Below are 11,800 nucleotides of genomic sequence, written 5' to 3' on the forward strand. Positions count from 1 at the left end.
GTCATGCCCCCTGTTGTGTTGGCCGGTGCGGACGCGCCTGCGGCGCCGTCGTCTCCGGTCCGGTTTGTCGCCGCCGCCTGCCGCTCCCCTTCCCCGCCACGTCGAGGGACGAGGGCAGGGAGAACAGGGCGTCGGTCGCGAATTCCTGGAAGGCCGCGATCGCCGCGGCGATCTCGCCGCGCGCGGTGTTCGCGTCGCCGGCGGCGAGCGCCCCGATCAGCGGCTCCCGCCCGATCGGCCGGTGGTGCCGCCCGGCGAGGTCGAAGAAGGCGGCGATCCGGTCCGCCTGGTTCCAGGCCTGGTCCAGCCAGTGTCCGACCAGCCCGCCGGCCCGGGCCGCGAGCTGGTCCAGGATCTGGCGGTCGGCGCTGCGCAGTGTGACCAGGGCCTGGTGGTCCTCGCGCCCCTGCAGCGCAACGCCCATGCGGGTCAAGGCGGTCAGCCGGGCGGCGGCGTCCGGCGGCAGCCGGAGGTCGGCCAGGCCGGGCTCGACCGCCTTCCGGGCCCGGATCACGTCGCCGACCAGCGCGCCGGTGACCGGCGCCACCCGCCAGCCGCGGCGCGGCTCGACCGTGACCAGCCCCTCGGCCGCCAGTGTGGTCAGCGCGGTGCGGACGGCGGCGCGCCCGAGGCCGAAGCGTGCGGCGAGCTCGGGCTCCGAGCACTCGGCATTCGGCCGCAGCTCGCATTCGATCACGGCCCGGCGCAGCCGCTTCAGGGCGAAGGCCGCCTTCGGCTCGGCGCCGGGCGCCCGGGCCTGGGCGAAGGGCGAGGCAGGATCGTACATGCCGGCAGCGTCGCATTGTACGTGACATCTCACAAGATGAATCTGAGATTTTACAAATCTGCCCGCAATAATCTGATCGCCCGCTGCGGCCCAGCGGACGGTCGCGAAAAGGGCGGAGAGCTTAGGGCGTGATCACGCGCTCGCCGGCCGGACCGGTGAGCTTCAGCTCCGCGGCGTCGGCGGTGCTCCTGAGATCGACGGTCGGGTTGGTGTTCTCATCCATCAGCAGAAGCCCGGCGCCGCCTTCGTTCAGGGCGCCGTATTTCGACCGGATCTCGCCCCGGCCGCTGTACAGGCGGATGCCGCCGCCGCCATTCTCCTGGACGTAGAGCTGCACCCGCATCTCGCCGCGCTCGTCGACGATGTCGATGACGCGCGCCCGGATGTGGCCCTGCACCTCGGGCCGGGCCTGCGATTGCGCGTTGCTCCAGGCGAGCGCGCCGAGCGTGATCAGGTTGAGCGCGACGAGGACGGGCACGGGCCGGATGAGGGGCATGGTGCGACTCCCGTGTGTTCAGGATGGTCAGAGCAGGCCCTGGAGCTCGCGCAGCTCGCCCTCGTTGAGGTCGGACACGGCCCAGTAGGACATGCCGGCCCGGCTCCAGCCGAGCAGGGTGTAGCCGTCGACCCTGGCCGACAGGGACAGGGCCGGGCCGCTGTCCGCCGGCCAGACGAACACGCTGATCTGGTGCAGGCGCCGCCGGTAGACCAGGGCGGCGACGCGCCGGCCGTCGACATAGTCCAGCCTGCCGCCGACCAGCTGGAAGCCCTCCGCCGACAGATCCTTCACGGCCGGCGAGTATTCCAGCCGCCCGGCGAACCAGGGCTTGACCGTGTGGGTGCTGGCCGATGCGACCTGGACCGGATCGTCCTGCAGCAGCGAGCGGACATGGGCGGCCAGCACGTCGCGCGACACGGCGGTCTCCTCCCCCGTCCGCTGCATCCACCAGACGGTGCCCGCGATCGACAGCACGCAGGCCAGCAGGATCACCGCGGCCCGGCGCAGGGCGGGGGTCAGGCCTCGGACGACGCGGTCGGCGACGGTGCGGCGGATGCCTGGCCCGGCGGCAGGGGAGGCGGGACCGGCCTCTTCCATTGCCAACCGCGCCGACACCCGGTCCTGCAGCTTCGGCGGCGCCGGCTCGCGGGCCTGCTGCAGGTGGCGGCGCAGCCGCAGCAGCTCGTCGCGGGTGCGGGCGCAGTCCGGGCAGCCGGCGGCATGCGCCGACACCGCCTCGCGCTCGCCCGGCGGCAGCTCGCCGTCCACCAGCAGGGCGATGCGGTCCTGGTCACAGCGCATTCCGGGTCTCCTGCGCCAGCAGCCGCTGCAGCCGCAGGCGGAGCTGGTCGCGCGCACGGGCCAGGCGCGACATCACGGTTCCGATCGGCACGCCCGTCACGCCGGCGATCTGCTGATAGGTCATGCCCTCGAATTCCCTGAGGACGATCACCTCGCGGAAGATCGGCGGCAGCTCCGCCAGGGCGCCGCGCACCAGGGCCTGATCGGCCCGGCTCAGCAACTGGTCCTCGGCGGACGGGTCTGCGCTCGCCACCTGCAGCGCGCGGTCGTCCTCGTCGTGGCGCGGCAGCCCGCCGTCGAAGGAGATCACATTGGCGGTCCGCTTCCGCGCCGACAGCCAGCGATAGGCGACGTTGCGCACGATCGCCAGAAGCCACGGCCTGATGTCGTCGCCGACCATGCCGTCATAGGCCCGGAAGGCGCGGAGATAGGCGTCCTGCACCACGTCCTGGGCGTCGTCGCGGTCGCGCAGCAGCCAGTAGGCAAGGTTGTAGGCGGCGTCCAGATGCGCGAGCGACAGCCGTTCGAAGTCCCGGGGCGCGGCCATGCGGTCAGTCTAAGCGAATTGGCTCCTCGGATATCGATCCCGATCGACGTCGGTTTATTCCGGGAATAAACGCGACCCCGGCCGGATCTCCTCGGCAGGTGCTCCCCTTCACCGATGGAGAGATGCGATGCCCGGTCCGTCCCGTCGTGACTTCGTGCTGTCGTCAGCCCTCGCCGCAGCCTTCGGGCTCGGCGGCAGGCTCGCCGTTCCCGCCGCCTTCGCGCAGGCGCCCGCCGCGCCCTTCACCAGATACAAGGTCGGCTCGGTCGAGGTGACGGCCCTCTATGACGGGATGTGGGCGAAGCCGCATGATGCCGCCTTCATCAAGAACGCCTCGATCGAGGAGACGAAGGCGGCGTTGGGCAAGGCCGGGCTGCCGACCGACCACGTCACCATCCCCCTGACCGTGGTCGTGCTCACCATCGACGGCAAGCACGTCATGGTCGATTCCGGCTCGGGCGCGCAGTGGCAGCCGACCGCGCAGGGCGTGCTCGGCCCCATGGCGGCGGCCGGCATCGATCCCGCCAAGGTCGGCACCATCCTGATCTCGCATTTCCACCCCGACCACATCTCCGGGCTGATGGAGAAGGGCACCAACAAGCCGGTCTTCCCCGATGCCGAGCTGGTGGTGAGCGCCGCCGAATACCGGTGGTGGACCGAGCCCGGCCGGGTCGAGAAGCTGCCGGAGGCGCGCCGGCCGCTGGGCCAGCGCATCAATGCCGTCTTCCCCACCTGGAAAAACTTCATCCTGGTGGAGGAGGAAAAGGAGGTCGCGCCGGGCATCCGCCTGCTGCCGGCGCCGGGCCACACGCCCGGCCACTCCGCCTTCCTGCTGTCTTCGGGATCGGAGCAGTTGCTGATCTCGAACGACACGGCCTATGTGCCGGCGCTGCTGGCGCCGCATCCGGAGTGGCAGGGCGCCTATGACCAGGACGGCCCGCTGGCGGTCCAGACCCGCAAGGCGTTGCTCGATCGCGCGATCGCCGACAGGATGCGGGTCTGCGGTGCGCATTTCCCGTTCCCCGGCTCCGGCAGCTTCGCCAAGGACGGCGCCGCCTATGCCTTCGTGCCGGATTCTGTCGCCTGAAAGGAGCCGACGATGACAGGCCTGCGCTCGTTCGTGTTCGCCGCGCTGCTGGCCGCGTCGCCGGCGCTGGCGGTCGATATCAACTTTCCGGGTGACGCGCCGGAGCTCGACGGCATCCGCGACAAGATCGAGGCGGAGGACTATCGCGGCGCCATCGCCGATCTCAACGCCCTGATCGACGACGGCGTCCAGCACGCCGACGTCTACAACCTGATGGGGTTCAGCCTGCGCAAGAGCGGCGACACCCAGGCGGCGATGACCTACTACCAGAAGGCCCTCGACTTCGACCCCGACCACAAGGGCGCGCTGGAATATTCCGGCGAGCTGTACCTGCAACTGGGCGATGTCGCCCGGGCCCGCCAGAACGAGGCCAGGCTGAAGGCGCTCTGCCCGCAGGGCTGCGAGGAGCTGGCGGATCTGCAGCAGGCGATCAGCCGGGCATCGCCGTGACCTGCGGCGTGCTGCGGCCGGCCGGCGAGCTCGCCGGCCGCGCGCTGCTGGGGCTGCTGTTCGTGCTGGAGGGCTTTGGCAAGCTCGGCGCCTACGACGCCGCGGCGGGCTACATGGCCGCCTTCGGCATGCCGCCGCTGCTGCTGCCGGCGGCGATCGCCGTGGAGCTCGGCGCCGGACTGCTGGTGATCATCGGCTGGCATACGCGCCTCGCCGCGCTTTGCCTGGCAGCGTTCTGCGTCATTGCCGCCGTGGTCTTCCACACCCGGTTCGGCGACCGCAACCAGCTGATCCATTTCGAGAAGGACCTGGCCCTGGCCGGCGCGTTCCTGATCCTCTGCGCCCGCGGTGCCGGACGCTTCTCGCTGGATGCCTGGCGCGCCGGCTCCGATCAGGCTCCGGCAACCTCGTAAGCCCGGTCGATCAGCCGCATGGCCTGCAGATAGTCCCCGATCCCGACCGATGGCGCCACACCCTGTGCGAGGCGCCCGAGCGTGTCGGCCATGAAGGCCTTGTACCGGTCCGCCGGCAGGATCGGGGCCAGGTCGCGCACCCGCCCGTCGTCCAGCGTGGCGACGCGGCAGCTGTCGCCGCGGTCGATCAGAGTGGCGTTGCGGGCCGAGACGCGCCATTCGAAATCACCGCCGGGCGCCATCGAGGCAAAGGTGTAGCCGGCCTCGACCGTCGCGATCAGGCCGTCCGGCGCCCGCAGGGTGACGATGGCGTATTCCTCCACCGCCTCGCCGTGCAGGCGCCGGTCGACTGCGGCCGAGACGACGGTGAGATCGGCGCCGCCGGCCAGGGCCAGGGCTGCGTCGATGCCGTGGATGCCGAGGTTGCGCAGCGCCCCGCCGCCGCCGATGGCGGGGTCCAGCACCCAGGGCACCCCGTCCAGCCGGTAGCGCTGCGGCGGGCCGTTCACGATGCGGAACTGGGCATGCGAGACCGGGCCGAGCCGGCCGGTGCCGCGCAGCGCCTCGATCTCGGCCCAGATCGGGCCGCAGCGGTTGGGCAGGGGGACGGCGACGAACAGGCCGCGCGCCGCCTCGGCCAGCGGCTCCAGGGCGGTGGTCGACACCGCCGCCGGCTTCTCCAGCATGATCGGCAGGCCCGCCTCGATGCAGGCGAGAGCCAGCGCCGGCACCCGGTCCGGCCGGCCCATGACGACGGTCAGGTCGGGCCGCACGGCGATCAGTGCCTCGATCGTAGCCTCATCGGGGACGCCGTGCTCCACGGCGAAGCGGGCCGCGACCGCGGGCTCAGGGTCCCAGGCGGCGACGACTTCCGCGCCGGCCGCACGGGCCGCCTCCAGATGCATGCCCGCATGCCAATGCCCCACGCCCGCCAAGGCCACCCGGGCCATCCCATCCTCCCTCTTGGCTTATGGCCTTGACAGATATCCTACAAGTCGGCAACCATCAAGCCATGCCGATCCGGGGATGTCGATGATGAAGGAGATCAAGCCGCTCGCCCGGCCGCCTTTGCTCCATGTCTCGGTGCAGGAGAGCCTGAAGAGCTATATCGACGACAACGCCCTGGCCCCCGGCGCGCCGCTGCCGCCGGAGAACGATCTGGCGCAGCAGCTGGGGGTCAGCCGCAACTCCGTGCGCGAGGCGATCAAGGCGCTGGAATCGCTCGGCATCCTCGAGACGCGGCGCGGCATCGGCGTGTTCGTGAAGGCGTTCTCGTTCGAGCCGCTGCTGGCCAACCTGGCCTATGGCCTGGGCGGCGCGCTGCGCGAGGTCGAGGAGGTGCTGGAGATCCGCCGCGTGCTGGAGGTCGGGCTGATCGGCAAGACCATCGCGCTGATCGGCGAGGCGGATCTGGCGGAGCTGAAGGACACGGTCGAGCGCATGCGCCGCCGGGCCGAGCGGAACGAGAGCTTCGCCGAGGAGGACCAGCAGTTCCACCACCTGCTGTTCCGCTGCCAGAACAACCGCATGCTGACCAGCCTGATCGACGTGTTCTGGATGGCCTTCTACAAGGCGTCCGACTTCGTGAACCTGGCCAATGCCGACCCGATGGCGACCTGGCGGGACCATCAGGAAATCTACGCTGCGATCGAGGCGCGCGACGGGGCCGCGGCCCGCAGCCGGCTCGACCAGCACTATGACGGGATCGCCCGTCTTCTCGCGACCCGGAAGGGCGCGAAAGCAGAAAACTGACAGGGAGGACATGATGAGATTCGGGATGCTGGCATCCGCGCTGGCGCTTGCCGCCGCCATGGCTTGGGCGCCGGGCGCACCCGCTGTGGCGCAGGAGCCGTCGACGATCACCGGCGGGTTCGATGTCGGCCCGGGCGGCTTCCAGGGCAACTTCAACCCGCTCTCCGCCACCGGCGGCTTCACCTGGCTCAGCCTGTATTTCGAGCCGCTGGTGATCAACGACGACAAGCTGGAGAGCATCGTCGGCGACCTGGCGTCGAGCTATGAGGTCAGCGCCGACAAGCTGCAATACACCTTCAAGCTGGCCGACGCGAAATGGCATGACGGCCAGCCCTTCACCTCGGCCGACGTCAAGTTCACCATCGACACCGCGAAGAACGGCGCCACCGGCACGGTCTTCACCGCCCGCCTCGGGGCCATCGCCTCGGTCGAGACGCCGGATTCGAAGACCGCGGTGCTGAAGCTGTCGGCGCCGAATGCCGGCCTGCTGGCGACGCTGACCCAGCTGATGATGCTGCCGCAGCACGCGCTAAAGGACATCCCGGCCGACGCGCTGGCCAAGCATGAATGGTGGTCGAAGTCGCCGATCGGCACCGGCCCCTACAAGTTCTCGCGCTACGTCACCGACCAGTATGTCGAGCTGGCCGCCAATGCCGACTATCGCGGCGGCAAGCCGGTGACGGACCGGATCATCAACCGCTACTTCGCCAACACCGCGGCGGCGGTGGCGGCGCTGCGCTCCGGCGAGATCGCCTTCAGCTATGTCGAGGCCGACGACGTCGCGACCTTCACCGGCAACGACGGCTTCAAGGTGATCGAGGGCAACTCCTTCGTCGTCAACTACCTGGGCTTCAACCAGGAGGTGCCGCTGTGGAAGGACGTGCGCGTGCGCCAGGCGGTGATGCACGCGATCAACCGCGATGCGATCGTCCAGAGCCTCTACAAGGGCGCCGCCGAGATCGCCAATTGCGGCTATGTCGCCGACCATCTGCTGCCCCCGGGCATCGACAGCTACGCCTATGATCCGGAGAAGTCGAAGCAGCTGCTGGCCGAGGCCGGCTGGGACCAGATCAACGGCAGCAGGCCGATCCCGCTGCTGACCTACTACAACACGCCGCTGGCCTCGAACGTGCTGGCCGCGGTGCAGGCCATGCTGGCGCAAGTGGGCATCAACGTGGTGCCGCGGGCGGTCGACACGCCGACCTACAACGCCACCATCTACGCCCAGAGCCCGGACTGGTCGCAGTTCCCGCTGGTCTATGCCGGGCTGCAGAACGGGCCGGATCCGAGCGCCATCAACATCGGCCTGAACGAGAAGCAGATCCCGCCGGCCGGCGCCAACTTCCTGCGCATCCGCATGCCGGATCTGACCGCCGCCTTCGACGCCGCGCTGAACGAGACCGACGATGCCAAGCGGGCCGAGCGCTACCAGGCCGTGTGCAAGGCGATGAACGCCAACCTGCCCTGGGCGACCATGTGGGTGGCCAAGCGCTACGGCGTCGCCTCCGCCAAGCTGAAGGACTTCGTCTGGATCCCCGCCCCGGCCGGCGGCCCCTTCGCCGCCCATCCGGAGAAATGGGCGCTCGGCAACTGACATCCTTCATGGGCGGCGCGGCCGGCCGGGCCGCGCCGTTCCGCCGGGACATGACATGCTGAACTTCTGCCTTCGTCGCCTCGCGGTCGGGGTCGGCATGCTGATCGCGCTCAGCCTGCTGATCTTCATCCTGCTCCGGCTCGCGCCCGGTGATCCGATCGACGCCTACATCAACCCGAATGTGGCGATGTCGCAGGAGGAGATGGCCGCCGTGCGCGCCCGTCTCGGCCTCGACCAGCCGCTGCCGGTGCAGTACCTGGCTTGGCTGGGCGGGGCGCTGCGCGGCGATCTCGGCTTCTCGCTGCAGCGCAACGGCGAGACCGTGCTGGGGCTGGTGGCGCAGCGGATCGGCCCGACCCTGCTGCTGATGGGGACGGGGCTGGCGATCGCCATCGTGGCCGGCATCGGCGCCGGCATCATCGGCGCCGTCCGCCGCAATTCGGCGACCGATCTCGGCCTGTCGGTCGCCGCCTTCCTCGGCATCTCCAGCCCGGCCTTCCTGACCGCGCTGGTCGGCCTCTATGTCTTCTCCGTGCTGCTGCGCTGGGCGCCGTCCGGCGGCATGCTGACCCCCGGGGCGCCGTTCTCGCTCGGCGACCTGGTCAGCCACCTGATCCTGCCGGCGCTGCTGCTGTCGATCGGCCACGCCGCGCTGATCATGCGCTATATGCGCGCCTCGCTGCTGGAGGTGCTGAACCAGGACTATGTCCGCTCGGCCCGCGCCAAGGGGGTCAAGGAGTTCTGGGTGATCGTGAAGCACGCGCTGCGCAACGCGCTGCTGCCGGTCGTCACCCTGATCGGGTCGACCATCGGCATCGCCGTCGGCGGCGCCATCTTCCTCGAGAGCGTCTTCAACTGGCCGGGCATGGGCCTCTTGCTGGTCAGCGCGGTCGAGACCCGCGACTACCCGGTGATCATGGGCGCGACCCTCGTGGTCGGCGCCTGCGTGATCGTCGCCAACCTGCTGACCGACATCGCCTATGCGGCGATCGATCCGCGGATCCAGGTGGCCTGACATGGCAGTCGTGGAAACCTCCCGCTCCCGCGGCGGCAACGGCCCGCTGGCCCGCGCCTTCCGCCGCTTCGCGTCCAACGGCGCGGCGCTGGCCGGCATCGCCATCCTGGTGCCGATGCTGGTGCTGATCGTCTGCTACCCGCTGATCCTCGGCCACAAGCCGAACGAGATCGACCTGCTGGCGCTCAACAAGGGCCCCGGCGCGGCGCATTGGCTGGGCACCGACGGGGTCGGCCGCGACATCCTGGCCCGCGTGCTGCAGGGCGGGCGCATCTCGCTGCTGGTCGCCGTGGTCTCGGTGGCGATCTCGGTGGTGATCGGCTTCCTGGTCGGCTCGATCTCGGCCATGGCCGGGCGTTTCACCGATGCCGCGATCATGCGCTTCGTCGACCTCGCCATGACCCTGCCGCCGGTGATCTCGCTGCTGGTCCTGGCCTCGATCACCGGCGCGGGTATCGTGCCGACCATCATCGTCATCTCGCTGCTGTCCTGGCCGGTGCTGGCGCGCATGGTGCGGGCCCGGCTGATGGAGCTGCGCGAGCGCGACTTCGTGGTGGCGTCGCGCGGCATGGGCGCCGGCCTCGGCCACCTGCTGTGGCGGCACGGCCTGCCGAACTCGATCGACATCCTGGTGGTCTACGCCACGCTGCAGATCGCCGCTGCCATCCTGCTCGAGGCCGGTCTGTCCTTCCTCGGCCTCGGCGTGCCGCCGCCGGAGGCGAGCTGGGGCAACATGCTGAACGCCGCCCGCAGCACCGTGGTGCTGGAGCAGTACCCCTGGCAATGGCTGTTCCCGGGCGCCGCCCTGGTGATCACCGTGCTGGCCATCAACTTCGTCGGCGACGGATTGCGCGACGCCTTCGACCCCCGTTCCGAACTCAACTGACCGAAAAGACCCGTCATGGCATCAGCCCCAGCCTTCCAGGGCGTCGTCCCGCCCGTCGTCACCCCGCTGACCCCGGATTTCCAGGTCGACTATCCGTCCTTCACCCGCGTGCTCGAGCATCTGATCGGCGGCGGCGTGCACGGCCTGTTCGTGCTCGGCTCCACCAGCGAGGTGGTGTTCCATGACGAGGCGACGCGGCGGCGGATCCTGGAGCATGCGGTCAAGGTCGCGAATGGCCGGGTGCCCGTGCTGGCCGGGGTGATCGACCCGACCACCGACCGCGTCATCGGCCATGCCAGGGTGGCGCAGTCGATCGGCGTCGACGCGGTGGTGGTGACGGCGCCGTTCTACGCCCGCACCAGCGCGCCGGAGGTGGTCGACCATTTCCGCTACATCCGCGAGGCCATCGACGTTCCGGTGATCGCCTACGACATCCCGGTCTGCGTCCACGTCAAGCTGGACCGCGCCGGCGTGGTGACGCTGGCCCGCGAGGGCACCATCGCCGGGCTGAAGGATTCCAGCGGCGACGACGGCAATTTCCGCTTCGCCCTGCTGGACCTGGCCGACAAGCCGGAGATCGCGATGATGACCGGGTCGGAGATCGTCTGCGACTCCGCCCTCGCCGCCGGCGCCCATGGCATCGTGCCCGGCCTCGCCAATGTCGACCCGCACGGCTATGTCCGCCTCTACGACCTGTGCCGCAAGGGCGACTGGGCGGCGGCGCGGGCGGAGCAGGAGCGGCTGTGCCGCCTGTTCGAGATCGTCTGGGTCAGCCTGCCGCGCACCAGCGCCGGGTCGGCCGGCGTCGGCGGATTCAAGACGGCGATGCGCCGCCTCGGCATCATCGACACCAACGTCATGGCCCGGCCGCAGCGGGCGCTGAACGATGCCGAGGCCGCGAAGGTCGAGGCGATCCTGCAGGCGACCGGCCTGCTGGCCTGAGGACCCTGATGGTAGAGGCCCAGCACCCCATCCTCGACGTCCACGGGCTGCGGACCGTGTTCCGCATCCGCGGGCGCGAGGTGACCGCGGTGGCGGATCTCGACCTCGCCATCGGCGCGGCGGAGACGGTCGCGCTGGTCGGCGAGTCCGGCTCCGGCAAGTCGGTGACGAGCCTCTCCATCATGGGGCTGCTGCCGGCCAAGGCCGGCCGCGTGGCCGCGGGGTCGATCCGGTTCCGCGGCAAGGACGGGCGGGATCGAGACCTGGCGACGCTGGACGGGGAGGCACGGCGGCGGATCCGCGGCAACGACATCGGCATGGTGTTCCAGGAGCCGATGACGAGCCTGAACCCGGTCTACACCATCGGCGACCAGATCGCCGAGCCGGTCCGCATCCATCTCGGCCGCGACCGCCGGTCGGCCTGGGAAGCGGCGGTCGATCTGCTCGACAGCGTCGGCATCCCCGACCCGAAGCGGCGGGCGGCGCAGTATCCGCACGAGCTGTCGGGCGGCATGCGCCAGCGCGCCACCATCGCCATGGCGCTGGCCTGCGACCCGACGCTGCTGCTGGCCGACGAGCCGACCACCGCGCTCGACGTCACCATCCAGGCGCAGATCCTCGACCTGCTGCGCCGGCTGCAGGACCAGCGCGGCATGGGGGTGCTGTTCGTGACCCACAATCTCGGCGTGGTGGCCGAGATCGCCCATCGCGTGGCGGTGATGTATGCCGGCCGGATCGTCGAGACCGGGCCGGTGCGCGAGGTGTTCCGGCACCCGCGCCACCCCTACACCATCGGCCTGCTGGCCTCGGTGCCGAAGCTGGGCGAGGCGACGCGGCTGAAGGCGGCGGGGGAGAAACTGGCCACCATCCCCGGCACGGTGCCCAGCCTGGCTGCCATGCCGCCCGGCTGCGCCTTCGCCACGCGCTGCCCGCATGTGATCGAGGCCTGCCGCGCCGCCGTCCCGGCGCCGGCCGAGGTCGGCCCCGGCCACACCAGCCGCTGCATCCGATGGCAGGAGCTCTGACC

14 protein-coding genes are annotated in these 11,800 nt (G+C 70.5%); 9 read left to right on the forward strand and 5 right to left on the reverse strand.

What is annotated here, in order from left to right:
• Nucleotide 1: 1 nt before the first annotated feature.
• The 4 genes from ACTOWL_RS01185 to ACTOWL_RS01200 all read right to left on the reverse strand — a co-directional run bounded on the left by ACTOWL_RS01185 (nucleotide 2) and on the right by ACTOWL_RS01200 (nucleotide 2,634).
• A complete protein-coding gene (locus tag ACTOWL_RS01185) occupies nucleotides 2-787 on the reverse strand; it encodes a GntR family transcriptional regulator (protein WP_441319352.1) in 786 nt (261 codons plus the stop codon).
• Nucleotides 788-908: 121 nt separating this feature from the next.
• Nucleotides 909-1,283: a hypothetical protein gene (locus ACTOWL_RS01190; protein WP_441319353.1), complete on the reverse strand. Its 375-nt coding sequence runs from the start codon at nucleotides 1,281-1,283 to the stop codon at nucleotides 909-911.
• Between the two features lie 27 nt (nucleotides 1,284-1,310).
• Nucleotides 1,311-2,087, reverse strand: a complete 777-nt coding sequence (locus tag ACTOWL_RS01195; RefSeq protein ID WP_441319354.1) for an anti-sigma factor family protein — start codon at nucleotides 2,085-2,087, stop codon at nucleotides 1,311-1,313.
• The gene (locus tag ACTOWL_RS01200; protein WP_441319355.1) at nucleotides 2,077-2,634 is read right to left on the reverse strand and encodes a sigma-70 family RNA polymerase sigma factor; all 558 of its coding nucleotides are present in this window, start codon (nucleotides 2,632-2,634) and stop codon (nucleotides 2,077-2,079) included. Before ACTOWL_RS01200 ends, ACTOWL_RS01195 begins: the two co-directional genes overlap by 11 nt.
• Nucleotides 2,635-2,761: 127 nt before the next feature.
• On the opposite strand from ACTOWL_RS01200, the gene ACTOWL_RS01205 reads away from it, so the two are divergent.
• Genes ACTOWL_RS01205 through ACTOWL_RS01215 form a run of 3 tightly spaced genes read left to right on the forward strand, consistent with a single transcriptional unit; the run spans nucleotide 2,762 to nucleotide 4,584 of the window.
• Entirely contained in the window at nucleotides 2,762-3,721 is a 960-nt protein-coding gene (locus ACTOWL_RS01205; protein ID WP_441319356.1) for an MBL fold metallo-hydrolase, read from the forward strand.
• Nucleotides 3,722-3,733: 12 nt separating this feature from the next.
• Complete coding sequence (locus ACTOWL_RS01210; RefSeq protein ID WP_441319357.1) at nucleotides 3,734-4,171, forward strand: tetratricopeptide repeat protein; 438 nt, start codon at nucleotides 3,734-3,736, stop codon at nucleotides 4,169-4,171.
• A complete protein-coding gene (locus ACTOWL_RS01215; RefSeq protein ID WP_441319358.1) occupies nucleotides 4,168-4,584 on the forward strand; it encodes a DoxX family protein in 417 nt (138 codons plus the stop codon). The genes ACTOWL_RS01210 and ACTOWL_RS01215 overlap by 4 nt, the downstream gene beginning before the upstream one ends.
• Here the strand turns inward: ACTOWL_RS01215 and ACTOWL_RS01220 are convergent.
• On the reverse strand, nucleotides 4,563-5,534 hold the full coding sequence (locus ACTOWL_RS01220; RefSeq protein ID WP_441319359.1) for a Gfo/Idh/MocA family protein: 972 nt from the start codon (nucleotides 5,532-5,534) through the stop codon (nucleotides 4,563-4,565). The two genes, ACTOWL_RS01215 and ACTOWL_RS01220, sit on opposite strands and share 22 nt — an antisense overlap.
• An 85-nt stretch (nucleotides 5,535-5,619) precedes the next feature.
• Between ACTOWL_RS01220 and ACTOWL_RS01225 the strand changes: the two genes are divergently transcribed.
• Genes ACTOWL_RS01225 through ACTOWL_RS01250 form a run of 6 tightly spaced genes read left to right on the forward strand, consistent with a single transcriptional unit; the run spans nucleotide 5,620 to nucleotide 11,798 of the window.
• Nucleotides 5,620-6,336, forward strand: a complete 717-nt coding sequence (locus ACTOWL_RS01225) for a FadR/GntR family transcriptional regulator (RefSeq protein ID WP_441319360.1) — start codon at nucleotides 5,620-5,622, stop codon at nucleotides 6,334-6,336.
• 25 nt (nucleotides 6,337-6,361) lie between these two features.
• Nucleotides 6,362-7,930 (forward strand): ABC transporter substrate-binding protein, encoded by a 1,569-nt coding sequence (locus ACTOWL_RS01230; protein ID WP_441319361.1) that lies wholly within the window; start codon nucleotides 6,362-6,364, stop codon nucleotides 7,928-7,930.
• Between the two features lie 55 nt (nucleotides 7,931-7,985).
• The gene (locus tag ACTOWL_RS01235; protein ID WP_441319362.1) at nucleotides 7,986-8,945 is read left to right on the forward strand and encodes an ABC transporter permease; all 960 of its coding nucleotides are present in this window, start codon (nucleotides 7,986-7,988) and stop codon (nucleotides 8,943-8,945) included.
• A 1-nt stretch (nucleotide 8,946) separates the two neighbouring features.
• Nucleotides 8,947-9,831, forward strand: a complete 885-nt coding sequence (locus ACTOWL_RS01240) for an ABC transporter permease (RefSeq protein WP_441319363.1) — start codon at nucleotides 8,947-8,949, stop codon at nucleotides 9,829-9,831.
• 15 nt (nucleotides 9,832-9,846) lie between these two features.
• Nucleotides 9,847-10,773, forward strand: coding sequence for a dihydrodipicolinate synthase family protein (locus ACTOWL_RS01245; RefSeq protein WP_441319364.1), 927 nt, complete (start codon nucleotides 9,847-9,849; stop codon nucleotides 10,771-10,773).
• A gap of 8 nt (nucleotides 10,774-10,781) precedes the next feature.
• Nucleotides 10,782-11,798 (forward strand): ABC transporter ATP-binding protein, encoded by a 1,017-nt coding sequence (locus ACTOWL_RS01250; protein ID WP_441319365.1) that lies wholly within the window; start codon nucleotides 10,782-10,784, stop codon nucleotides 11,796-11,798.
• The last annotated feature ends 2 nt before the right edge of the window (nucleotides 11,799-11,800 follow it).

It is taken from the genome of Inquilinus sp. CA228, from assembly GCF_052078665.1.
Taxonomy (GTDB): domain Bacteria; phylum Pseudomonadota; class Alphaproteobacteria; order DSM-16000; family Inquilinaceae; genus Inquilinus.